At 49.0% G+C, this 23,685-nt stretch carries 29 protein-coding genes; 16 read left to right on the top strand and 13 right to left on the bottom strand.

What is annotated here, in order from left to right; translation table 11 throughout:
- Positions 1–34 precede the first annotated feature (34 nt).
- Positions 35–901 (bottom strand): aminotransferase class IV, encoded by an 867-nt coding sequence (locus R6H26_RS13335; protein WP_404790920.1) that lies wholly within the window; start codon positions 899–901, stop codon positions 35–37.
- 63 nt (positions 902–964) lie between these two features.
- Positions 965–1,288: a DUF1825 family protein gene (locus tag R6H26_RS13330; RefSeq protein ID WP_404790918.1), complete on the bottom strand. Its 324-nt coding sequence runs from the start codon at positions 1,286–1,288 to the stop codon at positions 965–967.
- Between the two features lie 213 nt (positions 1,289–1,501).
- On the opposite strand from R6H26_RS13330, the gene R6H26_RS13325 reads away from it, so the two are divergent.
- The gene (locus tag R6H26_RS13325; RefSeq protein WP_404791324.1) at positions 1,502–2,662 is read left to right on the top strand and encodes a cysteine desulfurase family protein; all 1,161 of its coding nucleotides are present in this window, start codon (positions 1,502–1,504) and stop codon (positions 2,660–2,662) included.
- 207 nt (positions 2,663–2,869) lie between these two features.
- On the opposite strand, the gene R6H26_RS13320 is transcribed toward R6H26_RS13325, so the two are convergent.
- The 5 genes from R6H26_RS13320 to R6H26_RS13300 form a co-directional block, all read right to left on the bottom strand.
- Complete coding sequence (locus tag R6H26_RS13320; RefSeq protein ID WP_404790917.1) at positions 2,870–3,898, bottom strand: CobW family GTP-binding protein; 1,029 nt, start codon at positions 3,896–3,898, stop codon at positions 2,870–2,872.
- A 13-nt stretch (positions 3,899–3,911) separates the two neighbouring features.
- On the bottom strand, positions 3,912–4,529 hold the full coding sequence (folE, locus tag R6H26_RS13315; RefSeq protein ID WP_404791322.1) for a GTP cyclohydrolase I FolE: 618 nt from the start codon (positions 4,527–4,529) through the stop codon (positions 3,912–3,914).
- 91 nt (positions 4,530–4,620) lie between these two features.
- Positions 4,621–5,733, bottom strand: coding sequence for a CobW family GTP-binding protein (locus tag R6H26_RS13310; RefSeq protein ID WP_404790915.1), 1,113 nt, complete (start codon positions 5,731–5,733; stop codon positions 4,621–4,623).
- Between the two features lie 38 nt (positions 5,734–5,771).
- Positions 5,772–6,008 carry a DUF1830 domain-containing protein gene (locus R6H26_RS13305; RefSeq protein ID WP_404790913.1) on the bottom strand — a complete coding sequence of 79 codons (237 nt, stop codon included), beginning with the start codon at positions 6,006–6,008 and terminating at the stop codon, positions 5,772–5,774.
- A gap of 215 nt (positions 6,009–6,223) precedes the next feature.
- Positions 6,224–8,131 (bottom strand): heavy metal translocating P-type ATPase, encoded by a 1,908-nt coding sequence (locus R6H26_RS13300; RefSeq protein ID WP_404790911.1) that lies wholly within the window; start codon positions 8,129–8,131, stop codon positions 6,224–6,226.
- 79 nt (positions 8,132–8,210) lie between these two features.
- Between R6H26_RS13300 and R6H26_RS13295 the strand changes: the two genes are divergently transcribed.
- Positions 8,211–9,311: a precorrin-8X methylmutase gene (locus tag R6H26_RS13295; protein WP_404790910.1), complete on the top strand. Its 1,101-nt coding sequence runs from the start codon at positions 8,211–8,213 to the stop codon at positions 9,309–9,311.
- Between the two features lies 1 nt (position 9,312).
- Here the strand turns inward: R6H26_RS13295 and R6H26_RS13290 are convergent, their stop codons facing one another.
- A complete protein-coding gene (locus R6H26_RS13290; RefSeq protein ID WP_404790908.1) occupies positions 9,313–10,356 on the bottom strand; it encodes a metal ABC transporter solute-binding protein, Zn/Mn family in 1,044 nt (347 codons plus the stop codon).
- 206 nt (positions 10,357–10,562) lie between these two features.
- Between R6H26_RS13290 and R6H26_RS13285 the strand changes: the two genes are divergently transcribed.
- The 5 genes from R6H26_RS13285 to R6H26_RS13265 all read left to right on the top strand — a co-directional run bounded on the left by R6H26_RS13285 (position 10,563) and on the right by R6H26_RS13265 (position 12,861).
- On the top strand, positions 10,563–11,450 hold the full coding sequence (locus R6H26_RS13285; protein ID WP_404790906.1) for a metal ABC transporter permease: 888 nt from the start codon (positions 10,563–10,565) through the stop codon (positions 11,448–11,450).
- A gap of 97 nt (positions 11,451–11,547) precedes the next feature.
- The gene (locus R6H26_RS13280) at positions 11,548–11,715 is read left to right on the top strand and encodes a metallothionein (protein ID WP_404790904.1); all 168 of its coding nucleotides are present in this window, start codon (positions 11,548–11,550) and stop codon (positions 11,713–11,715) included.
- 23 nt (positions 11,716–11,738) lie between these two features.
- The gene (locus R6H26_RS13275; RefSeq protein ID WP_404790902.1) at positions 11,739–12,149 is read left to right on the top strand and encodes an ArsR/SmtB family transcription factor; all 411 of its coding nucleotides are present in this window, start codon (positions 11,739–11,741) and stop codon (positions 12,147–12,149) included.
- Between the two features lie 172 nt (positions 12,150–12,321).
- The gene (locus tag R6H26_RS13270; RefSeq protein WP_404790901.1) at positions 12,322–12,579 is read left to right on the top strand and encodes a DUF4351 domain-containing protein; all 258 of its coding nucleotides are present in this window, start codon (positions 12,322–12,324) and stop codon (positions 12,577–12,579) included.
- Between the two features lie 69 nt (positions 12,580–12,648).
- Positions 12,649–12,861, top strand: coding sequence for an SOS response-associated peptidase family protein (locus R6H26_RS13265; protein WP_404790899.1), 213 nt, complete (start codon positions 12,649–12,651; stop codon positions 12,859–12,861).
- Positions 12,862–13,071: 210 nt separating this feature from the next.
- Here R6H26_RS13265 and R6H26_RS13260 read toward each other — a convergent pair whose 3' ends face one another.
- Complete coding sequence (locus R6H26_RS13260) at positions 13,072–13,539, bottom strand: type II toxin-antitoxin system VapC family toxin (protein WP_404790897.1); 468 nt, start codon at positions 13,537–13,539, stop codon at positions 13,072–13,074.
- Positions 13,539–13,823, bottom strand: coding sequence for a hypothetical protein (locus R6H26_RS13255; RefSeq protein WP_404790895.1), 285 nt, complete (start codon positions 13,821–13,823; stop codon positions 13,539–13,541). The genes R6H26_RS13260 and R6H26_RS13255 overlap by 1 nt, the downstream gene beginning before the upstream one ends.
- Positions 13,824–14,126: 303 nt before the next feature.
- Between R6H26_RS13255 and R6H26_RS13250 the strand changes: the two genes are divergently transcribed.
- Both R6H26_RS13250 and R6H26_RS13245 read left to right on the top strand, forming a co-directional pair.
- On the top strand, positions 14,127–14,426 hold the full coding sequence (locus tag R6H26_RS13250) for a type II toxin-antitoxin system HigB family toxin (protein WP_404790893.1): 300 nt from the start codon (positions 14,127–14,129) through the stop codon (positions 14,424–14,426).
- On the top strand, positions 14,410–14,808 hold the full coding sequence (locus R6H26_RS13245) for a type II toxin-antitoxin system HigA family antitoxin (protein WP_404790891.1): 399 nt from the start codon (positions 14,410–14,412) through the stop codon (positions 14,806–14,808). The genes R6H26_RS13250 and R6H26_RS13245 overlap by 17 nt, the downstream gene beginning before the upstream one ends.
- Before the next feature lie 282 nt (positions 14,809–15,090).
- On the opposite strand, the gene R6H26_RS13240 is transcribed toward R6H26_RS13245, so the two are convergent.
- On the bottom strand, positions 15,091–15,258 hold the full coding sequence (locus tag R6H26_RS13240; protein ID WP_404790889.1) for a hypothetical protein: 168 nt from the start codon (positions 15,256–15,258) through the stop codon (positions 15,091–15,093).
- Here R6H26_RS13240 and R6H26_RS13235 point away from each other — a divergent pair.
- The 4 genes from R6H26_RS13235 (at position 15,252) to R6H26_RS13220 (ending at position 17,290) form a co-directional block, all read left to right on the top strand.
- Positions 15,252–16,094 (top strand): Rpn family recombination-promoting nuclease/putative transposase, encoded by an 843-nt coding sequence (locus R6H26_RS13235; protein WP_404790887.1) that lies wholly within the window; start codon positions 15,252–15,254, stop codon positions 16,092–16,094. The two genes, R6H26_RS13240 and R6H26_RS13235, sit on opposite strands and share 7 nt — an antisense overlap.
- Before the next feature lie 152 nt (positions 16,095–16,246).
- Positions 16,247–16,504 carry a hypothetical protein gene (locus R6H26_RS13230; protein WP_404790885.1) on the top strand — a complete coding sequence of 86 codons (258 nt, stop codon included), beginning with the start codon at positions 16,247–16,249 and terminating at the stop codon, positions 16,502–16,504.
- On the top strand, positions 16,491–16,880 hold the full coding sequence (locus R6H26_RS13225; protein ID WP_404790883.1) for a type II toxin-antitoxin system VapC family toxin: 390 nt from the start codon (positions 16,491–16,493) through the stop codon (positions 16,878–16,880). The genes R6H26_RS13230 and R6H26_RS13225 overlap by 14 nt, the downstream gene beginning before the upstream one ends.
- A gap of 140 nt (positions 16,881–17,020) precedes the next feature.
- Positions 17,021–17,290 carry an SOS response-associated peptidase family protein gene (locus tag R6H26_RS13220; protein ID WP_404791320.1) on the top strand — a complete coding sequence of 90 codons (270 nt, stop codon included), beginning with the start codon at positions 17,021–17,023 and terminating at the stop codon, positions 17,288–17,290.
- Here the strand turns inward: R6H26_RS13220 and R6H26_RS13215 are convergent.
- Positions 17,171–18,322, bottom strand: a complete 1,152-nt coding sequence (locus R6H26_RS13215; RefSeq protein WP_404783408.1) for a transposase — start codon at positions 18,320–18,322, stop codon at positions 17,171–17,173. The two genes, R6H26_RS13220 and R6H26_RS13215, sit on opposite strands and share 120 nt — an antisense overlap.
- A gap of 323 nt (positions 18,323–18,645) precedes the next feature.
- Between R6H26_RS13215 and R6H26_RS13210 the strand changes: the two genes are divergently transcribed.
- The 3 genes from R6H26_RS13210 to R6H26_RS13200 all read left to right on the top strand — a co-directional run bounded on the left by R6H26_RS13210 (position 18,646) and on the right by R6H26_RS13200 (position 22,077).
- Positions 18,646–19,365 (top strand): radical SAM protein, encoded by a 720-nt coding sequence (locus R6H26_RS13210; protein ID WP_404790881.1) that lies wholly within the window; start codon positions 18,646–18,648, stop codon positions 19,363–19,365.
- A gap of 226 nt (positions 19,366–19,591) precedes the next feature.
- On the top strand, positions 19,592–19,987 hold the full coding sequence (locus R6H26_RS13205) for a DUF6375 family protein (RefSeq protein ID WP_404790879.1): 396 nt from the start codon (positions 19,592–19,594) through the stop codon (positions 19,985–19,987).
- Positions 19,988–20,004: 17 nt separating this feature from the next.
- A complete protein-coding gene (locus R6H26_RS13200) occupies positions 20,005–22,077 on the top strand; it encodes a hypothetical protein (RefSeq protein ID WP_404790877.1) in 2,073 nt (690 codons plus the stop codon).
- A gap of 10 nt (positions 22,078–22,087) precedes the next feature.
- Here the strand turns inward: R6H26_RS13200 and R6H26_RS13195 are convergent, their stop codons facing one another.
- On the bottom strand, positions 22,088–23,674 hold the full coding sequence (locus tag R6H26_RS13195) for an IS5 family transposase (RefSeq protein ID WP_404783413.1): 1,587 nt from the start codon (positions 23,672–23,674) through the stop codon (positions 22,088–22,090).
- Positions 23,675–23,685: the final 11 nt, after the last annotated feature.

The following is a 23,685-nucleotide window of genomic DNA, read 5'->3' as shown; positions in this document are numbered from 1 at the left end:
ACAATGCCAATCCAAAGTAGCGTCATCCAAAGGCCTAAACGGGAACGGCACTGTGCTGTTCCATCTCCTCTAAAAGGGCTTGCCAGAGCAACCGGGTCATGGAACCAGGACAGCTTGGTAAAACCGCATCGCCGATCTGGCGAACGGGCATCAAAAGCCGTACGGAGGAACTGAGAAAAGCCTCCTGCACCGAGCTTAAATCGGCAGGTCGCAACGCAATTTCTTGGTGGGGGATATCGCGCTGGCAGAGAATTTGCAGCAGCGTCGCGCGGGTGATGCCCGGTAAAATACCGACATTTACGGGAGGGGTTTGGACGACGCCCTCTCGCACGATCCAAAAATTGCTGGTCGTCGCTTCTGTAATTTCACCGCAATGGTTGAGCAGGAGGGCATCCTCTGCCCCCATCTGCTGCGCTTCTAGGAGCGCCAAGATATTGTTGAGATAATTCCCGGTCTTCGCGATCGGGTCGAGCGCTTGTTTGCTATTGCGCAAACGCTGGGGAACGACCAAATGCAGTCCTCTTTCCGACAGCACTGGCTCTGGTGGAATGCTCGAAATGACGATCAGCAAATTTGGCTGCAACGCTGGGCTGGGCTGAAGGCTAATGGTCGATTCGGTCCCGCGAGTGACGACAATCCGCACGTAGGAATCCGACCAGTCAGCCCGCTCCAGCGTTTTTTCGACCTCGGCTTGAATCTCTGCATCGGTCCAAGGAATTTCCACGTACAGATACGCTGCGGACTGGCGCAGGCGATCGAGGTGTTCTTGGAGGGCAAAATGACGACCGCGAAACGTCCTTACCACCTCGTAGACGCTATCTCCGTACAGAAAGCCCCGATCTAAGACCGAAATTTGAGCCGTTTCTGAAATTTGGCCGTTGAGGTTGGTAAGGAGCGGCATAGAGCTTTGCGTGCGGGCGATATTGTCAATCTACCTGAATTTCCGCAACGCGGAGAATTCTCGTTAGGATTGTTTGTCAATATCCTGCTTCATGCGTTCTAAAGTTTTGTGCATCTGGTCGAACATCTGTTGCGGAGTAATGCCAAACTGACTGAGCTGAGTGTTCATCTGCTCGACGGTGAGCTTGGCCATAAAGTCGTCCGAGAGTTCGAAGCGTTTCATGAAGACGCGGTAGCGCTCCATCATCGCTTCCATTTGCTCGATGAAAAGCACCTTGCCTTCGCGGTCGAATTTGCCGTAGTTTCCGCCCAGTCGCGTTAGCGATTGATAGTCGTCAAAAAGCGTTTTTGCCTCGCTTTGCACGATTTCAGATTCAAAAAATCCCATGGCTCTTTACGATTCCTTACGTTACTCAAACTCAGACAGGCAAACAATCTGTACTCTCATGGTATCGTTTGCGCTGGCCGGTCCCTAGGGCGGCGCATTAGGGAAAACCGTAATTCCAAGGGTTCGATAGACTGGTGAAGGACCTTTTTTAGAACGAAGCCCGATTGAATGGCTCATTGGTTGGATCTTGTCGCGTTGGTGCCCGTTACTTCCATGCAAGTTTATCTGGACTATAGTGCTACGACCCCCTGCCGCCCTGAGGCGATCGCCGCGTTAACGGAATCGCTCGCCCAAGGGTGGGGCAATCCATCCAGCCTGCACGAGTGGGGCAAGCGGGCTGCTTTTGCGGTGGAGCAGGCCCGCTGGCAGGTGGCGCAGCTCGTCAATGCGCCCTCGGCGGATGCGATGGTGTTTACCTCTGGGGGGACGGAGTCCAACAACTTGGCATTGCTGGGCGTGGCCCGAACTTTTTCCCAACCGCAGCATTTGATTATCTCTAGCGTGGAACATCCGGCGATCGCCCAAACTGCCGCCATCCTCGAACAGCAAGGCTGGCAGGTCACGTCTCTGCCCGTGAATGCCTACGGTCGCGTCAATCCTGAAGATCTGCGAGCAGCCCTCCAGCCCAATACGGTATTGGTTTCTATCATTTACGGCCAAAGCGAAGTAGGTACTCTCCAGCCCATTGAGGCGTTGGGTACCATTGCCCAGTCCGTCGGCGCGCTCTTCCATACCGACGCGGTGCAGGTAGCAGGACGCGTGCCTCTAGACGTCGAGGCATTGCCTGTAGATTTAATGTCCCTGTCGAGCCATAAAATTTACGGCCCTCAGGGGATTGGGGCACTTTATATCAAACCGGGAACTGCGATCCAGGCGATGGGTGGCGGCGGCGGCCAAGAACGAGGATTGCGCTCCGGCACGCCCGCTGTTGCTTTGATTTCGGCTTTTGGTGTCGCTGCGGACTGCGCGCTGAAGGAGATCGAAACCGAACCGGAACGGTTGCGAGGACTGCGCGATCGCCTTTTGACTCAACTTCAAGATCTGACGGTCCTGAAACTTACAGGCGACCCCCACCATCGGCTGCCCCATCACGCCAGCTTTTGCTTAATGACCGCCCAACCCGTCAGCGGGCGAGAGCTCGTGAAACAAATGAACGCGGCAGGGATTGGGGTCAGTGCTGGCTCCGCCTGCCATAGCGGGAAACTTCAGCCCAGCCCTATCCTCACAGCAATGGGCTACGAATCGACCCTGGCGCAATCCGGTCTCCGCATGACCCTCGGCCAAGCCACCACCTTAGAAGATATCGACTGGGTGGCAGAGGTGCTGCGCCAAATTGTGACCCGCTCGATGTCAAAAACGGTTTCTCGGGTTTAGAGATCGCCTAACCTGGATTATTCCCCAATCGCCAGAACACAGATGGAACGGCACCCTCCAAAAACAGACTGTTTTTTAGGCAAATCGCCAGATTGTTTGGTTGGCATAGATTTCGAGGATTTTCCAAAATCGTCATGAATAATGCAGGCTAAACACATTTGAACTATTTTCAGCGCAAATAGCGCTTAGAGATAGAACACTCTAAGCTTATTGACCTTTCCAGTTTATCCAGTCTTTGGGGTCCACCTCACTTGGCGATCGCACTGTTTCGAGACAGTCGGTTAATAGCTGCTGAAGATTGAGAGGATTAAGATTGCGGCCAATCCACACGGCCTGATTTTTGGGTTGACTGCGCCATCGATCGTCTTGCAGACTGAAGCGCTTCCCGCTGAGTTGGAATAGATGGCGATTTGGGCTTTCCACGAACCAAAGCACTCCCTTCGCCCGAAATACTTCAGCGGGTAGATGGTAGTCTAGAAATTCCTGGAATCGCTTGAGTTTAAAGGGGCGATCGCTTTCAAAGGAAACCGCCATGAACCCATCCGCCTCTAAATGGTCGGAATGGGCATGGGAGGGATCATGGGCATGACTGGGCATATTTTCAATGGCTTCCGAACTCTGTAACGCCACATCCAAAATAAGGGAGAGGGGAACGTTCCCAAACCGAGTATGCAGAATGCGAGGATTCTGGCGGATGGTTTGGATGTATGTTTCCAAAGTATGAATCTGTAAATCGCTGACTAAATCCGTTTTATTGAGCAGCACGATGTCGGCATAGGCCACTTGGCGCAGTGCTGCGGTGCTCTCAAAATGCTCTGGGGTAAAGGTTTCGGCATCCACAACAGCCAGTACCGCATCCAGATGCGTAAAGCTCCATAGCTCAGACGCTAGAAAGGTTTGCATAATCGGCAGCGGGTCAGCGACTCCCGTCGTTTCAATCACGAGGTAGTCCACCTGTGCTCGTCGTGCCAAAATTCGCCAGACGGCCTCTGCAAGGTTGTTGTTGATGGTGCAGCAGATGCAGCCGTTGTTGAGTTCGATGATGTTCTCATCAAGGGCAATGAGGAACTGGCTGTCGATGTTGATATCCCCAAATTCGTTCACTAAAATTGCCACTCGGCGATCGCCTGCTTGGGCCAGGATGTGATTAAGCAAAGTGGTTTTACCGCTGCCTAAAAAGCCCGTGATAATCGTGACGGGGAGCTTGGCTTCAGGGGTTTTAGGTTGCTGGAACATGGGTCATCGGTGCTCAACGCGAAGCAGGGCTGTGCTGAATGAGACTCATAAACTCTTGGCGGGTACGGGCATCTTCCGAAAATACACCGCGCATGGCACTGGTCGCCGTCCAAGATCCGGGCTTTTGCACCCCGCGCATGACCATACACATGTGGGTGGCCTCCACCACGACAGCAACGCCTTGAGGTTTCAGCAGCCCTTGGAGGGCATCGGCAATTTGAGCCGTCAAGCGTTCTTGTACCTGTAAACGCCGTCCGTACATTTCGCAAATGCGGGCAATTTTAGAGAGACCAATCACTTTTCCATTGGGGATATAGGCCACATGGGCACGACCCAAAATTGGCAAAATGTGATGCTCGCAGGAACTAAACAAATCAATATCGCGCACTAAAACCATTTCATCAGTATTTTCAGTAAAGACCGCGCCGTTGAGGAGTTCATCGAGCGACTGCTGATAGCCAGAGGTCAGGAACCTAAGGGCTTTGACCACACGCTTGGGGGTATCCAACAGTCCTTCCCGATCTGGATCTTCGCCTAGTCCAATCAGTAGCGTGCGGACGGCCTGCCGCATGTCCGCTTCACTGACGGGGGGATGAGCGGGAGAGTTTAGGGCAAGCTCAAGGCTTTCCATGGGGGACAGATCGGAAGAATTAGAAAGGGTCATAGAATATCTCGGAATAGGGTGGATTGGATGGCAAAAATGAACGTTTCCTGTCTGTGCGTTAAGAGGACAGCATGGCTTCAGCGCCAGCCAGAGCGGGTTCTAAACAGTTATTTAAGGCTGCTTTTAGCCGATCGGGATTTAAGTTGCGACCAATCAGCACAATCTGATTGCTGGGAGTCCCTTTCCATTCATCGGTCGCCATGTCGTAGCGTTTGCCACTGAGCTGAAAGATATAGCGCAACTGACTTTCTTTAAACCACAGCAGCCCCTTGGCGCGGAATACATCATCGGGCAAGTGAAAATCCAGAAAATTCTGGAAACCCGTCAGAGAAAACGGGCGATCGCTCTGGAAGGACACCGAAATAAATCCGTCATTGTCCAAATGAGCCGAGTGGTGATGATGATGTTCGTGGCCGTGGTGATGACCGTCGTGATGGTGATGTTCGCGATCGTGAGGATGTGTGTCGCGATCGTGCGCTCGATCCTGCTCGGTTTGCCTAATTTCTTCCTGAACTAAATCGGCATAGGCGGTGGGGTCGTTATAGCTCACATCTAGAATCAACGGCAGCGCTACTTTGCCATATTCAGAATGCAAAATCCGCGCCCCCTCTTTAAATGAACGAATCTGAGTCTCTAATTCATTTACCCTTGCTTCTGAGACCAAATCGGTTTTGTTGAGGACAATGATGTCGGCAAAGGTAATCTGCTTTTCGGCAGCTTCACTCCCAAAATGTTCTGGGGTGAAGGTTTCAGAATCTACCAATGTCAAAATGGAGTCGATGCGCGTCAGGTCTCGGAGTTCGGTGCCTAAGAAGGTCAGCACGATGGGGAGCGGATCGGCAACTCCTGTGGTTTCAATCACCATGTAGTCGATCTTGTCCTGACGCTCTAGGATGTTGTAGACCGCTTCGAGTAGATTGTCGTTGATGGTACAGCAGATACAGCCATTGCTCAGCTCTACCATATCTTCATCAATCGACACTAGAAGCTGACTGTCAATGTTGATATCGCCAAACTCGTTGACTAAGACTGCGATTTTAAGATCGGACTGGTTTTCTAAAATGTGGTTCAGTAACGTGGTTTTACCACTGCCTAAAAAGCCTGTAATAACGGTAACGGGCATCCCGCGTTTGGGTAGGTCTAAGATTTGGTCAGCTTGAGGGTTAGGCATAATCCATCTCTCCTAAGAAACAATTGAGGGGAAAAACTCTAAATGCTTTGAGCTGCAAGGCAATTTTCCGCCGGAAACGCAAGGCGAATCCGATTTAACACAATGGTGCTGACCACGGGTGCCGGGCGGATTTCGAGGCGAGCTGCCACTGGCGCTTCAAATAGCAAACAAACTCCTGGAAAAACGACCTGTTGAAAATACCCACTGGGGAAATCGGCAATTCGAGCAATCTGAACGCTTGCGGTGGTGTTGGCGTAGCTACAGTGCAAACTCATTGCAATTTGCGCGCTCTTTTAGAGCGGCTGACCCTCTGCGGTTGCATTGTAGCAGAATATCGATAATGATTATCATTTTATTGAATAAAACTGGGAACGAACTCAAGCCTGATGAAGAGCCGATTCAGGCCACTTCAAGCCCAGCGTCTGAAGTTGCGGTCAATAAACTGGCGGTGCCTCAGCCCCAAACCTTTGAAGAAAAAACATTAGGTCTGCTAATTTCTGAGCAATCGCAATCCGCTCAAAGTGACCAATACGGTAGATCCTTCATGCCCTACAACACCGATGGGTAACGTGACATTGCCTGCAAAATTGACCGCAATCAGCAACACGATAAAGCCGATCGCAAACCCGATATTTTGCCGAACCACTCGATGCGATCGTCGCCCCAATTGGATCGCCGCTGCAATTTTCTCCAACCGATCGGCCATCAACACGATATCGGCAGTTTCCAGCGCCACATCGCTTCCCGCACCCCCCATCGCGATGCCAACCGAAGCTTGCGCGAGGGCGGGGGCGTCATTAATGCCATCCCCCACCATTGCCACCGTGTTGTATTGGGTTTGCAGTTGACGAATGATGTGCAGCTTGTCTTCTGGCAACAGTTCGGCATAAACCCGATCGACGCCGATTGCTTGGGCAATGCTGCGAGCGGTGCGCTGGTTGTCGCCCGTCAGCATCACGATTTGTTCGATGCCCAGCGTTTTGAGTTGCGCGATCGCCCGTGCGGCTTCGGGTCGTACTCGATCTGCGATCGCAATGCCCCCCATAACCTGTTGCGCCTGAGCGATCCAGACCACGGTTTTTCCATCTTGCTCTAGCAAATCCGCGCGCTGGATCAATTCAATCGGTAAATCCGCGATGGATTTCACAAAATCAGCCGTGCCCGCAAACACAGATTGATCGCACCAACGGCCTGCAATGCCTCGACCCGGATATGCCTGAACCTCTGTGGCGCGCGACCAAACTAAATCTTGCGCGGCTCGAACGATCGCTGCCCCAATGGGGTGCTCGGAGCCAGATTCTATCGCAGCAGCAACTTGCAAAACTTGTGATTCAGAACATCCTGTGGCTGGAATCACTTGGCAAACTTGCAGTTGTCCGGTCGTGAGGGTGCCTGTTTTATCAAAGGCGATCGCCCGTACTTTCCCGATCTCCTCTAATTGGGCACCGTTCTTGAACAAAATTCCCTGTCTCGCGCCATTGGCGATACCGGATAGCAATGTGGGCATAATGGCCGCCATTAACGCACAGGGCGACGCAACGACGAGAAAAATCAAAGCCCGATAGATCGTCGTTTCCCAACTCCAGTTCAGCAGGAAGGGCGGCAACACTACCAGCAAGAGTCCAACGCCGACGATGACGCGGGCATAGCCACGTTCAAATCGTTCGATGAATTGCTGGGAAGGGGGAGCTTCCGTTTGGGCCTGCTCTACTAAGCGAATCACCCGTCGTAGCAGACTACTCTCTGGCGGTTGATGGACTTTGAGCTTGAGCGCGCCATTGCCATTGAGCGTTCCGGCGAAGACCTCATCGCCGATCGTCTTTTCGACCGGAATCGATTCTCCGGTAATTGCGGCTTGATTCAACGCGCTCAATCCTTCCAGAATCAAGCCATCGGTTGGAATCAATTCTCCGGGCTTGACCGCAATGCGATCGCCCACCTCTAATTGGTCAATGGGAACGGCTGTTTCTCTGCCTTCTCGCAACACTTGAGCCGTATCAGCAGTCAGGCTCATCAAGCTGCGAATGCTGCGATCGGTCCGTTGCATCGCATAATTTTCTAAGGCTCCACTGATTGCAAAGATCAGAATCAACGCCGCCCCATCAATAATCAGGTAATACTCCTGTCGCCACAAACCTAGTCCTGCTGCTCCCAGAGCTGCCACAATCATCAGCAGATCGACATCCAGTTCCTTTTCTTTGAAGAGGGTGGTTAAACCGTCACGGGCGCTCTCATACCCTCCAGCGACATAAGCAGCAGGCAGAACGAGCAACGCCAGTCCCATCCAACCGAGGTGTAGCGCGATCCATCCGAGTAGGAGCAAGCAGCCGCAGAGGAGAGCCGCAAAAGCTTCTGAGTGCGCTTTTGCCAGTTGAGATAGCCGCAATGGGTGAAGCATGAGCCACAAGGAAAAGACTTTCTCACCCTAAACCCTGACATTGGTGTTAATGTCAAGGTATTGGCTTTTGGCGCTTGAGATGATGGGTCAAGGTTTAACCATTAAAGAACTGACGGATTCAGTGGGCAGCGACATTACGCCCCGTATGGTGCGCCATTATCACCAATTAGGGTTGATGCCCCAGCCAGAGCGATCGCCCAGTAACTATCGCCTCTACACCGATCGAGATGTGCAACGGCTGCAACGCATTGTGGCGCTGAAACAGCAGGGCTTTCAGCTTTCCCACATCCATAAACTGCTAGAAGCAGAGCCAGAAGCCGAACAAGCCACGTTGATGGCGCAACTTCAGCAGCAGTACCGTGCCATTATTGGGCAAATCGGTCAACTGCGGCAGACCGCATCGGCCTTAGAAGGATTGCTGGGACGAGATCGTCATTGTCAAACGACCCAAGCCGAAGTCCTGGCGCAACTCAAGCTGCTGGACGTTGAAACGCGACTGGGCGGATTGGATAAACTTTGGTGTGGGTTAGATGCCCAAGTCCATGCCCATCCAGAAGCCTTTCAGGAATCGCTTCAGCGGTTGCTGCCCGATCTGTCCGATCGCTCAGAAATTGAGATCGATTTACTCTCTAAGCTAGTACTGGCCTGTGGCGATGTCAGTTTAGTTCAATTTGTGCGACTAGGAAATCAAGCCCTGGCTGCTAGCCGCACCGCCTTCAAATCGGGATGTCCAGTCGTGGTGGATGTGCCCACGGTCAGGGCGGCGATCGACCTACCCCGACTGGCTCACCTAGGTTGTTCGGTGCAAACTCTCATCGACAATCCCCATATCGCCAGTGCCGATGCAGCAGAACAAGCATTTTGGCAAAGTCCTGACTGGAAAGACCGTTTACAGAAACTCCCCGCCGGATGTGCGATCGCCATCGGCTATGCCCCGTCGGTGCTACTGGCAGTCTGTGAAGCAATCCAGCAGCAGATGATTCAGCCTGCACTCGTGATTGGGATGCCGATCGGCTTCAGTCATGCTCCGGCTGCAAAGCGCAAACTGATGGAATCCGGCATTCCCTGTATCACGGTTGAAGGAACGCTAGGGGGTGGGTTACTCGCCGCTACCGCCCTCAATGCACTGGTGGAATCGCTAATTGAGAGACCGGATTGCCACTGTTACCTAAGTAAGTGAATCACTTGGGCTGAAACGCGGTATACTGTCCGCCCAACCCTTCAACGATCGCCTTGGTATTCGCAATCAGCATTCTCGGATAGGTATCGCCCTCAGAGCCTGCTTCGCCCAAACCATCTGAAAATAGTTCTTGCTTCGACAGTTTTACGTTCGCCTCTTTTGCCACCGTCTCAATCAACTTAGGATTGACTGACACCTCTGCAAAAATAGTCGGCACCTTGTCAGCCTTAATCTCATCCGTCAATTCTTTCACCCGTGCCGCAGTGGGTTTTTCTTCAGTGCTAATGCCCTGTAACGCCCCTTCAACTGGAATGCCATAGGCCGCAGAATAGTACCCCAATGCATCGTGTGTTGTCACCAGTTTGCGAGAAGTTTTTGGAATCGTGGCAATTTGAGACTTAATCCAGCCATCAATCTGAGTCAGCTTTGCGGTCAGAGCTTGAGCATTTTTGGCATACAGGTCGGCATTTGCAGGGGCAGCTTTCGCCAGATTGTCCTGAATCACTTTCACCATCTGAATCCCATTTTTGGCATCGTGCCAGACATGCGGATCGGGTTCTTTCGCTTCACCCGGCTTTTCACCCTCAGAATGTTTCTCCTCTTCTGCGTGCCCCTCATGGCCATGCTCAGACTCACCCATCAGAGGTTTGGGAACTGCTACTTCCCCTACCGCAATTTCGGTTGCAGAATTAGAAGAGGCTTTGATGAGCTTAATCAAGCTCGGTTCAAAGTCATAGCCAGAGTACAGCACGAGCTGGGCATTTTCGATCGCCTTACGATCTTCGGGGGTTGGCTCATAAACGTGGGGGTCGGTTCCTGCTTGGACCAGACAGGTCAGGTCAATTGTTTCGGCAGCGATGGTTTTGGTTAAATCGCACAGAACGCTACTGGTCGCAACCACGTTCAGATTTTTGCTAGTGGTAGCAGTATTGGGAGAGCTGGCTGGGCTAGTTTGGCCGGTGGGTGTGGATGGGGCGCAGGCGCTGAGTAGACCTACAACCAAAGCAAATAGCGTGCTGCCCCAGATTTGACGGTAAAGTTGCATGATTTTAATCTTGGAATTGCAATTGACAGTCTATAATGATAACCGTTCTCATTCAAGGTTCTCATGTTAGAGCTTAAAATGGCTCCTCGCAACAGGTGATGACCCCCGAAAATCTGAGTCAAGCTTACGGAACTCATGGGGAAAACCCATTCCGTCAAGATTTGGAAACATTCTTTTTCTATTAAATTCTCCACGCCCCATTCCCTATGCTCAACCTGCTGCTAGAACCGCTCGGCTATGAATTCATGCGAAATGCGATCGCCGTTGGCGTGCTAGTTGGTATTCTTTGCCCTGTGGTCGGCAGCTACCTGATCGTGCAGCGCATGGCCTTACTGGGGGACGTGATCGCCCACGCCGTCCTGCCAGGATTATCTATTTCGTTCTTTTTTGGGGTTGATATTCTCATTGGTGCCTTTGGCTCTGGCATTCTGGGCGCTTTGCTCATTGCCTGGATTCGTTCGCAAACCAGAATTAAAGCCGATGCCGCTATGGCGTTGACCTTTTCCTCCTTTTTTGCGCTGGGCGTCACGCTGATCACCGTCTTAAAAAACAAACTCGATCTGGATAGTTTTCTGTTCGGCGATATTCTGGGCGTGACCCCCCTCGACATTCAGCGAACCGCCATCATTGCTGGCTTAATTCTACTGGTGGTCAAACTCTTCTATAAAGAATTATTGTTCTACACCTTCGACAAAACGGGTGCCCAGGCGATCGGCTTACCCATTAACACCATCTACTTTGGCTTTATGGCTGCTATTACGCTCACCATTATTGCCAGCATGCAGGCGGTGGGCGTGATTCTGGTGATTGCACTCCTCGTCGGCCCAGCCTTGACCGCCTATTTGTTGGTCAAAGAACTCCATCAGATGATGGTTGTGGGGGCTATTCTAGGGGCGATCGCCAGTCTCTCTGGGGTCTACCTCAGCTATTATCGCAACTTGCCTTCAGGGCCGACGATCGTACTGGTGTCATCCAGCTTGTTTTTACTGGCACTGCTGTTTAGCCCGTCTCAGGGAATTTTGACGCGATCGACCGCACAAGAGCCATCCAATCGCTCGATCAACCGCTTCAAACCCCTCAGACGTAACCCCTAAGGACGATGCTTTGGCACTGGGCAAAAATTCTAACGACTTAATATCTGAATACCCATTCACATGTTAGGCTATTCATGGAACTCAAAGGAGCCAAGATATGTCTACCGTTACTCAAATGAAATGTGCCTGCGAATCTTGTCTGTGCGTGGTTTCGCTGTCAGATGCCGTGATGAAAGATGATAAGCCCTACTGCGGTGAAGCCTGCGCCAATGGTCATCCGTCCGGTCAAGGCTGCGGTCATACCGGCTGTGGCTGCCACGCTTAGAGGATGTCCAATACGGTTTATCAATGTTAGACAACCCGGCAGAAAAGGCGATTATCCAACAATTCGAAGATGGGGAAGATCTGTGTTGCGATGTTCCCCATCTCCATCCTGCTGACCCTGCCAACGCCTCTCAACCTGAAACGCTGACGCTTGAGAAAGCGCAGCGCATGTCAGAGTTTCTGGGCTTTCTCGCCGATACCAATCGGTTGCGCATTCTCTCTATGCTGGCCGATCGGGAAATGTGCGTGGGGGATTTGGCGATCGCCCTCGGCATGAATGAATCCGCCGTATCGCATCAGTTGCGGACGCTCCGCGCCATTCGTTTGGTGAGTTTTCGCAAGCAGGGACGGCATGTGTTCTACCGCCTGCTAGATCATCATGTTCTGACCTTTTACCAGGCAATCTTTGAGCATTTAGATGAAACGACTACATGACCAAATCAGCAGCTCATAGCGTTGCTTTGGCTTAGACAGTCGTTGGAATCGCTGCACGACTTATAGATTCTGGAACAGCGGAAATCGAAAAAGACATCAGTGCAAGACTTTCTAAACAGAATCATTTTGGTTTTGCAAGTTAGCCCATTTAAGTCAGATGGAGATTAAAGCGATGTTGGGACTGAATCTGACCCAGGAGCCACGGGCAATTCGGGAAGCGAAGGCCGAGGGCAGAGAGGAGGGTAGAGAATCAGAAGCGATCGCCCTCGTGACCAGACAGTTAACGCGACGGCTCCAGCAAGAGTTGCCTGAAGCGATGCGATCGCGTCTCACCACGCTTCCTTTACCTGTGCTTGAAGACCTCAGTGAAGCGCTACTCGATTTTACGGGTCTATCTGATTTAGAACAATGGTTGGCGCAACATGGATAGGGCAGTCCTGCTCAAACGCATCGGGCAGACTTTCGATCGCCCCTCACTTTTTAACCTCACGCTAGAGCCATGTGCGGGCGTTTTACTTTAGCGCGATCGCCGGAGGATGTGGCTAGGGCTTTTGGCTTGGATGCGGTGCCCAATTTCCCGCTTCGGTACAATATTGCACCTTCGCAGCCTGTGAGGTTGATTTCATCCTTGGCCAAGGATCTTTCGATTGGAGCCAAGTTGATCGATGCGCGATTAGAAACGGTAATGGAAAACCGTCTTTGCTGTCTTTAAGTACCATCGCGGTTAAATTTGCCTGCCACTTGAGTTCCACATTTTAATTCAATGCGGCTGTTGTTTGAATCGCTGTTACAGGGCGATAGCTAGCTCTTTCAGAGTGGTAAGGCACCGAGAGTCCGCAAAGCCATTGCAAAAACTTCAGAAAAACTATCTGAATTTTTCCTGCTGCTGCTAAATGGGAGTATTGGGGGAGAGGAGATCGCGTTAAGTCGCATTAATAGTTGAAGGTGGCAAACAATCCTGTGGATGAACGATTGTGATATTTTCCGATATATTGAAGTCTTTGCCATTGAAGGTCAAAAGATGAGTAACTTTGCTTGTTAACATAATGCTCACTAGACGAATATCATGGGCACGCTTCCCCAGAATCTCTTTTGCGGTCACTAATTCTAACCAGCATGGAAAAATTTGGGGAGAGTCTTCTAAAGTTGGAAAGCGATAAAGCAGTTGATCGATAATGCTCTTTGTTCTCTCAGTTGTCCACCCTAGACCATTAACATTCGCAGGGCGTGTTGCTACGACCCAAAGTTCGATAAGGACTTGCGCTGTGAGATAACATTCGTTTTCTGTCGCTAACAGATGTGAAATTGCACTTCCAGAAAGAGCATGTTGTGAATCGGAGGCGTTACAGAAGCGCAAAACAACGTTGGTGTCTATGAGATACTTTGCCATCAATTGTAAATGCTGTCACGGTCAAAGGCTTCGTCAGGTAGGCTAGAGCCATTGCGAGGGAGTTGTTTGAGCCACTCTTGAAAGTCTTTGGTTCGTTCTGCGGATGTTCCAGTTTGCCATAGGGGAACCTCTGCATCAGGCTGCTGTGGAGAAGAGTCTATGTTTCCAATAAAGTTTGCAATTTGCGTGAGCTGGGTTTCGTTAAGTTTATCGAGCGTTTGTTTTAGCTGTTCCCGCAAAACCATGGTTACAGTGCCAAATTCGATGGGGTTTGATTCCATCATAACCTGAGGCAGATTCGAGTTTAGATGAGTTGGGGTTCACCCATCGCCCTATGGATCGCGCTACGCTAAAACCATGTGCGGACGTTTTACTTTAGCGCGATCGCCGGAGGATGTGGCAAGGGCTTTTGGCCTGGGTGAGGTGTCCAATTTCCTGTCTCGGGATAACATTGCCCCTTTGCAGCTTGTGGGATGATTGCGCGAGACAAAAATGTGGCTAAGATATCCTTAAATTAACGGGATTTCCTCTCAAATTGAGAGGATTTGATATAATCTCATTGAGCGAATCAACGTCTAGCGATATTAATGCATCTCATTTCAATTCGTAATCTTCGAGTAGATTCTGCTCGACATCCTGATGTTAAAAAGCAGGTCGATGACTGGTATACAACGGTAAAAAAGGCGAATTGGGAGAATTTAGAGGATGTCCGTCTAATCTATCGAGATGCTGAGGCCGTTGGAAGTTTTACAGTTTTTAATATTAAGGGAAACGCTTATCGCCTTATTGTTGGTATTGATTATGAGAACCAAACGGTTTACTACAAATATTTTTTGACTCACGCTGAATACGATAAGGATAAGTGGAAGAATGACCCTTACTTTTAATCATGTTGTTTATAGAGATCTGATTGCTGAGTTTTCTCCAAAGGTAATTGAAACGGAGGAGGAGTACGATCGCGCTTTGGCGGTGGTGGAACAGCTCACGTTTGCTAAGGCGCGATCGCCGGAAGAAGGAGCTTTGCATAAGTTGTTGGTCACTTTGATTGAGGCGTATGAGGCTCAGCATTATCCAATGGATGAATCTCAACCCTATGAAATTTTGCAGCATGTTATGGAATCAACCGGGACTCGTCAGGCTGATTTGGTGGGTGTTATTGGTTCGAGTGAGGTTGTGTCTGAGGTGATTAATGGTAAACGTTCGATAAGCAAGGTACAGGCGAAGGCGTTGGGGGAGTATTTTAAGGTTTCTCCAAGTTTGTTTACTTGAATTGTTGTTGTCGGGCGATCGCAGTCTTTTGGCTGAACGATAATGGGCGATTTCCAATATGCACGTAGATGGCGTTTCTATCGCCAGCTTAGGAGTGCCTCAAATCCAGTTGGACTAGGTTTGAGTTTTTGGGATTGCCTGTTTCTCTATTGTTAGCGCCACCTAGAGCCAAGTGCGGACGTTTTACTTTAGCGCGATCGCCTGAGGATGTGGCAAGGACTTTTGGCATAATTCAGGTGCGCGAATTTTCAGGCTTTCAAGAATATAGGCTGACACAAAGATTTAAGGATGAACGACTGTATCGCCGCGCCAGCGCAGAATTGCTGCGGCTTGGGCTTTGCACAGCATGAAGCGATCGCATTCAATCCTCAGGGTTGTTAATTCTGTGCGTTCGGTGTCGGATAAGGTGTATTCTTGGTTTTTCTGTAACAGCGCTTCGTAGCGTGTCAATTTCGCAATTGAAAACGGATTCTATCTTTTACAAAATCTTTCAGACGGCTCCTGGCCTCTTTTTTGAACTGATAGGCTTGTCAAAGCAACTTGGGCAAAGTTACGAATTTCGTTCGGTTGAACTTAAGCAAACGGCTTTTCGGATTGATGGGGTCTTTCTACCACGCCATGATGCTTTTGAGCAAACGGTTTGGTTTGTGGAAGTACAGTTTCAGAAGGATGTCGAGTTTTACTATCGCTTTTTTGCTGAACTATTCTTATTTCTCCGTCAAAATCCGCAAACTGTAGACTGGCGTGCAGTTGTCATTTTCCCAGATCGCAGTGCTGAACCGAACCAAATTCATTTATTTAGAACGCTATTGGATAGTTCTCAGGTCCAGCGTGTTTACCTTGATGATTTTGAGGCTAGCTCGGGTGATTCTCTGGGGATTGGGTTAATGCAGCTCATTCTTGCCGAATCCGATCGGGCATTTGAATTGGCGAAACGATTGATGCCCATTTCGAGCGTTGAGGAGCAGTCAAACCTTGAGAATAGGGGGATAATAGATCTCATTGAGACAATCATGGTCTATAAATTCCCACAACTGAGTCGTGAGGCAATTGAACGTATGTTTGGTCTAAGCGAATTAAAACAAACCCGAGTTTATCAAGAGGCTCTACAGGAAGGGGAGGCTAAAATTATTTTGCGTCAGTTGGAACGCAGGCTTGGTGCGATCGCACCTGAGGTACAGCAACAAATTCAAGGTCTATCGTCGCCAGATTTAGAAGCACTGGGCGATGCTCTTTTAGATTTTTCAACATTGTCTGATTTATTGAGTTGGCTCAATGAAAGATAGGTTAAGCGATCGCTGCGCACCAAGAGTCCGCAGTTCCTCCGCAAAACTATCCAATGAGGCGATCGCCTCTGAAGTACGGCCTGAGGCGCTGCGATAGGTCTAGCAATGAAGTGATGAGCATTTAAGTTTCTTTTTGGTGGAGCACGAATGGGATGATACAGGCAATTCGACGGATGGTAAAAATCAAGTCTGGTGGCCGGATTGAAATTCCTGCTTCCGAACTGAATGAGGGAATGGATGCTGAGGTGATTGTTTTGGTGCAGGAACCCGCTTTGACGGAAAACCAAGAGCTACCGATGCAAGAGGCGATCGCAAGGGTACAGGCGATGGTGCGTCGGCATATACCGGAAGGATATTCTTTGTCGGAGGAGTTAATTCGGGAGCGAAGGGCAGAAAGTGAGCGGGAGTAGGGTGGTTTTGGATGCTTCGGCACTGTTAGCACTTATTAATCAAGAACCTGGTTCTGAGAAGGTTGCTGCGGTTATATCCACTGCTTGTATGAGTTCAGTGAATGTGGCTGAGGTGGTATCGAAGCTGATGGATAAAGGGTTCAGTGAAGTGGAGATTCGGGAGATTTTTGAGGTGCTGAAGGTGCTGATTATTCCATTTGATGAGGAGCAGAGTTTTATTTCAGGTCTATTACGCACCAATACGAAGGGTTTGGGGCTATCGCTGGGAGACAGAGCTTGTTTGAGTTTGGCTATTCAACAGAAGTTGTCGGTCTTGACTGCGGATCGAGTTTGGGCTGGGCTTCAAGTGGGTCTGAATATTCAGATGATTCGATAAGAAGGGTTTGGTTGGTCAGACGGCTAAGGCGATCGCATTTCCTCCGCAAAACCATTCAAAGGGGCACTCTCGTCTGAGGTGCATCTGAGGAAGGAAGGAAGCCATGTTTGGACGTTTTACTCTGGCGCGATCACCGGAGGATGTGGCAAGGGCTTTCGGCCTTTAAAACTTGCACGGTTTTGACGACTGCGGCGAATGGTCTGTTGCAGCCGATTCATGACCGAATGTCTGTAATTTTAAGCCCTGAGGATTATCTTAGTGGTGCAGAAAACTCAAAGGAGCTGAAAGCTTTAGAAGACAGTCACCTTGGCAAACTCAATGCGAGTGTTCATCGCATCTCGCTTCTTGAGAGAGGCATAAGCAGGTGGTGGATTACATCGTGGCAAATATCTCAAGGGTGGCAGCGGTAATCTTTGATAGCACAACTGATTAATCCGTCTTAGCCCGATTTGCAGAAAACTCAATCCCCTGTGAGCATGCCAATCAATGGACTTTAGTGCGCCTTGAGCGATCGTTTCAATGGCAACGCAAATGGCAATAATGGTCGCAGCCGCCAGTAACATCAGCAGTCGGCTTAAAGCATGGGCATCTCTGAGTTTAGAACGAGGCAGTTCAAAGGCGGCAGACTTGTAATCCTTGAAATGGGGTTCAATGCCACCAAAACGTTGACCATATAGCGCGAAGGTTTGCACAGAAGGCGATTTATCTGTAATCACAGCCCAAGCCTCCTGGGCGATGGATAATCGAGCGGTCGCCAAATGACAGTGGATATCTTCAAGAATCGTGACATCAGAAAATAGAAAAGCTTGTTCAGGCTCTGGCAGCAGGTCAGCAACCGACTCGGTTTGAGCATTAGACAACGTGACCCTCAAATCGGATTTAGCGCGAATTGCCCAAGACCATTGATGGCTCCGTAGCCAACGAATTAACTCACCATGCTCAAAGCCTCGGTCAGCCAATAGTGTGATTTGACAATCAGCGGGTAAGACCGTCTCAGCCACATCCAGCACTGAGCAATAGTCCGCAAAAGCGACCGTAGCACTGCCATGCTTGAGCACCTTTTGAGCCAAAGGAAAAGAGCGCCCTCCCCAGGTCAGACAGACCTCTATCAGGCAATACTCATCCCACAGCATGCTTGTATCCAGGGTCAATGTCGTCGCCATGCCCGCCCACGCTTGAAGAAATTGAAGCAGTAATGGAACATAGAATGTTTCTGAGGTGATCTTGGGATTATGAACGAAGTAGCTCAGTCGTTCCATGTGAGAGCGGGCTTTACAACGACGATGACTCAAATAAGTCAGCCAATGGCTTAAGCTGCCACTTTGGGCTTGGAGGATTGCAGCGATGTTTTCAGCAAACACAGTAAGGTGACGTTTATCTTTGGGTGTGACCCATTGACTCAGTTGAGTTTGCAGTTGACGATAGAGTTGAGGGGTTGACATAGGATTGCTCTGAGTTTGGGAACTTAAGCATCACATTGAATGCCCCTCTCTGTCACCTTTGACAGATTTGAATATTGCCTGCTGGTAAGGTCTTCATGACTTTTCTGCACCATCAAGGAGGATTATGGGCGATGCTTGACCCCCATGTTCAGTGCAGTCAATCGTTATCGGATTTGTTGCACCCTTTCCCAGATGCGCCTATGCAGGCGATTCTAGTTAGCAATAGGGTAAATTCTGCAAAAATTGACAATATGCTTTATCTAGAGACACTTTCAACGGATTGAGCTATCTTGTTAAGAGGGAATTAACTTAATCGCTCTAACATGGCCATAGCCAATAAAATTCAGAATAATGGGACTTGCCACTTAAAATTTCGTGCCGGAGCCGCAGGTCTGCACCTCTTCAATCGCAACACTGGCATAAATTTGCTTGTAGAAGAAATTAAATTACCTCCAAGTAAATGGTCATCTGCTCCACGTCAAGTATCAATTGCATTAACAAATACTTGTGATCTTGCCTGCCATCACTGCTATGCGCCAAAGAAACCTGCGGTATTGGATTTTAACAGGTTGAAAGGCTGGCTTATCGATCTAGATGTCAATGGCTGCATTGGTGTAGGTTTTGGGGGTGGGGAACCTACACTTTATCCATATTTTGCAGAACTTTGTGCCTATACAACTAAAAATACAGGTCTTGCTGTTACTATGACGACCCATGGTCATCATCTCAGTGCCCAGTTAATTGAAAAACTTGCAGGGAACGTGCATTTTATTAGAGTGAGTATGGACGGGGTTAGAGCTACTTATGAATCCATCCGAGAACGGTCTTTTGATGCCTTAATTCAACATATCATTGCTCTTAGCTCTATTGCCCCATTTGGAATTAACTTTGTCGTCAACTCGAAAACCATTGTGATCTTGAGACAGCCATTGAAATTGCTACTGAACTTGGTTGCTCCGAATTTTTGCTGCTGCCTGAACAACCTACCAAAAAATCCAAAGGTATTGATAAGGATACTTGGAACATATTACAAGAATGGGTAACTGAATATCGTGGGAGTATCCCTCTTGCAGTTAGTGAAGGTGGAGCAGATGGTCTTCCGACGTGCAACCCTCTTGCTGAGGAAACTAGGCTTAATGCTTTTGCCCACATAGATGCCTCAGGATTTTTGAAACGAACGTCATACGACACCAGCGGGGTTTGGATTCTTGAGAATGGAGTAATGTCAGCGCTTTATAAATTGGCTACAAACGACTAAGAGGTGGACTTGTGAAAATCTGGAATGGCTATGGGTCTGAGCATTCAATGAATTTAGTTATGATCGGAAAATTTAAAAGTGCTAATGATGCAGAACAAACAAAAGAGATAATTGATAAATTGACTGAAAAATTAGCTGACAAAATTGAGGTTGGTAGTGTCAGAAGACGTTTTGGAGAGGGGGTACTTGAACTTCTAAAGGAAGCAAACATTTATACTTTGGATCCGATAGAACTTGAACATTTTTTGTTTGATACAAGTACTTGGGTCAAAGGAGATAAGATAATTCTAACAACTGATGAATCGGAAATCTCTGCATTTATAAAATTAATGCTTGATAAAGGGGCAAAAATCGAAATATTTTCGGCACACGATTACCCCGATGATAAGCCTGAGCATGGCAAATAGAATTTTTAGGAATTAAGATGCCTTCTCTAGATTGGGAAAAATTTGACTCACTACCAGATGCAAAAAGCCGCAACTTCGAAAATCTATGTCGCGGTCTTATGAGGTTGCACTATGGACGTTTTGGGCATTTCAAGGCATTAGTAAATCAACCTGGTGTTGAATTTCATGTCAAATTTACTGAATCATGTGATCTTGGTGATGCATCGCATTGGTTTGGATGGCAATGCAAGCTATACCAGCGAAATCAAAATGGTGATTTAAAAGCGGCTAGTCGGAAAGATATTGAAGACTCATTAAGAAAAACTGAAAAGGAGTTGCCAAATCTTACGGATTGGGTTCTCTGGACGCGTTACACACTCAGTAAAACAGACCAGCAATGGTATTATAACCTTTCGACGCAATATAAACTACACTTGTGGACGGAAGAAGAACTTGATACTTATCTCAGTGGTGACGGATTAATACTCAGAAGTACTTACTTTTGTGAACTGGTTTTAACGCCCCATAATCTGGCAGAGCGTCACCGCATCGCCATTCAACCTATCCGAGAACGATGGATGGAAACAGTCCACCAATCCGTTGACGCTGAGCGAGAGATTCGGAGAATGTTGGGAGAGGCAAGTTCGTGGGAAGAGTTGGTCGAGGCAGGTGAGAGTCTAAAAAAAGCATCTGAACTAATATTACGAGGAATAGAAGATGCTGTACCCAAATTAAAGCCTTATATGGCTTCTTTTGTGAATGCTTGCTTAGAATTTGCCGATACCCTCGTCCATTTTCATGAAATTCTTGCGGATGGGGATCTTGACGTTATCCAGCAAAAACTAAAAGAACGCAAAACGCTAATTAGTTTAGATGTTCGTTCAACACCTAGACACTTACGTTCTGCGAACCATCCTACTTCCCTGTATGCCACTAATGCTCTAGACGATATGTTTACAGCGCAAGCCCTTCTCGATGAAGCTGAAGAATTCCTTGGCGTTGGTTTAGTTGCGATTCTGGCGGATGCAGGTGGTGGAAAGACTCAGATGGCTGCTCAGCTAACTGCTCCACAGGAAAATAGACATAGACACGCAGGTGTTTTTCTACAAGGCCGTAATCTTCATAAGGGGCAATCGCTTAATGATCTTGCTAAAAGCTTTTCAATTAACGGCACTCCTATGCCTAGTATGGAGAGTTTACTGGCAGCAGTAGACGCAGCGGGGAAGCGTGCGGGTTGTCGTCTGCCAGTCCTAATTGATGGACTCAACGAAGCCGAAAACCCCAAAGATTGGAAGCCTGAATTAGCTTCGCTGAGCGAAATTGTGAAAAATTTTCCTAATGTTCTAGTAGTTTGCACATTGAGAACTGGAGAACGAAAGAGAGGAGATTGGGAGCAGCGTCGAGAGCCACAAACTGAAACTAGAGAGTCATTTGCACTTATGGCTCTCCCTGATGATATCAATACAATAGAGAGTGAAGGTTTTGGTGTTGATGCTGACGAGGCAATCGAGAAGTATTTTAATTACTTTAAGATCAACCCTGGCGATGCGGCAATTCCTGTTGATTTTCTCCAACATCCACTGACATTAAGAATCTTCTGCGAAGTCACCAACCCTAAACGAGAATCTGAAGTCAAGATTGATTATTTCCCTACATCACTTTCACCACTATTTGAAAAATATATTGCTAATATAACTGAACGAATATCTGAGATGACTAGTCTCAGTCATACTTATACGACTGATGAGGTTGATAAGGCGTTTTATACGCTAGGAATCGAATTATGGCAATCTGGAAAGCGAGAGATTAGTGAGAAGAAATTCCGTACTGCTGTGTCTGACACTCCTTTATGGGATAGCAGTATTGTTAATCTTCTAGCGCAAGAGGGAGTTATCTTTAAGAACCCTGGCGCTGAACCATATGAATATGTTGTTACTCCGGTCTATGATGCCCTCGGAGGATACATTATTGCGAATGCTCTTCTCATAAAATATGCTCAGGACTATTCTTTTACATGGGTGAATGAACCTGAGACTACTTCTCTGTTCATTGGTGATACTAGCCATGAATTGGCATTCGATATATTGAGATCTCTAGTTAGGGCTTGCTGAAAAAGTCATTTCAGACTGAGATTGGCAACGCGATCGCCAATTCAGACATAGCTGGATATGAATGCTCAGTAATGGACACAAAGGACATCGATTCTCCCATCGTCAGCTGAGCGGCTTCGTCACGCTCCATCCCGCCATGAAGGACTTGCAGACACAGATCGAAAAGCCAAAAAAGCAAGGCTAAGAGCCCAGCGAGCCAACGCTCCAAATTGAGCACGAGAAACGTAATCGCAATGGCACTTTGAGCCGTGTGGGCCAATTTCGCCATCACCCGTGCCAGAGAAAAGCGTCGCTTGGCCTGACCAAACTTACCTTCAATCCAGACCCGGACTTTCTCATCTTGACGCGCCTGTCGCTTGAGTTGAGCCTGCACCGATGGGTCTTGCTTCGGCCTGCCCAAAGGCGGGCCACTCAATCGGATACCACGCGCCTTACACCAACTGCGATTGGCGCGAGTGCGATAAATCTGGTCGGCATGAACCGACTCGGGATAGCAGCCAAACCGAGCCCGATAAGCTTCCACCTGGTCTTGGAGATGGGTCGACTCATTGAAATTGTCCCAACTGAGCCGGTCTAGAAACACACAGCCGTTGATACAACTGACCGATAGCTTTGCACCAAACTCCACGGGCACGCCTGCTTTGCCACGCACAATGGGCCTCACATGGGGCTGGGCGATGCTCACAATCCGGTCATCGATGCGACGGATGTTGGCGTCAAACATGGCTCGTTGTTGCCTGACGACTTCAGTGATGACCAACAGCAGGCGATACTGACGCCGACTCAGTTGTGCCAAGGATGCCCCAGCTGTTATGAGGATATCAATATGCTTGAGATTGCGACCCAGATAGTTGAGTTGCTGACGAATCCCTTTTCTCCTGAGTTGACGGCTGGGTTTTCGTTGCTTCGAGATGGATAGATACGCTTTGCGCGCGAGCTTTCGGTAGGTGCGAGGCTTGGTCTTAAATTGGTCGCTCACTTGGACGTAGAGGGCATCTAGGATGGCTTCGCTCTGCTCTCTAGCCTCATTCAATAAGCTCAAGTCGCTCGGGTAGCGAATATCCGCAGGGGCACAGGTCGCATCTAAGATGAGCTGCCCTTGATTGGGGGAGGGTGGCTCATCGTCATCACGGTCTGATTCAGATGCTGCTTCACTCGATACCGCCATCTGTGATTCAGTAGCTTCTGCCACTCCTTGCATCTTCTGCACGACGGCTTCGTTGACCTGACCCACTAGCTCCAGACTCAGGCGTTTGCGAAAGTGAACCAACAGGGATGAGTCAAATGGCGCTTCATCCCGATACTCGCTAAATCCCAAGAAGTACTGCAAGTATGGGTTCTCGCGGATCTGCTCCACGGTCTCTTCATCGCTGGTGCCGAGCTTCTCTTTGATGATGAGGGTTCCCAATGCGACTCGAAACGGTTTGGCTGGTGCGCCCATCGTGGCACTAAACTGGTCGGCATAACTCGCTTCTACTGTTTCCCACGGGATGAGTTTAGCCAGCTTTACCCAGCGATTGTCACGGGACAATTTGCCGCCGAAGGGCAGGTAGAAGTTCTCAAAGGACAGTTGGCCTGGGGGTGAAGTCCGATACATGCCGACTCAAG

Origin of the sequence: Altericista sp. CCNU0014 (genome assembly GCF_044923475.1) — a bacterium.
Lineage (GTDB): Bacteria > Cyanobacteriota > Cyanobacteriia > Thermosynechococcales > Thermosynechococcaceae > JAAURS01.
Note: the sequence above shows the minus strand (reverse complement) of the source record. Positions and strands in the feature narration are given on the sequence as shown.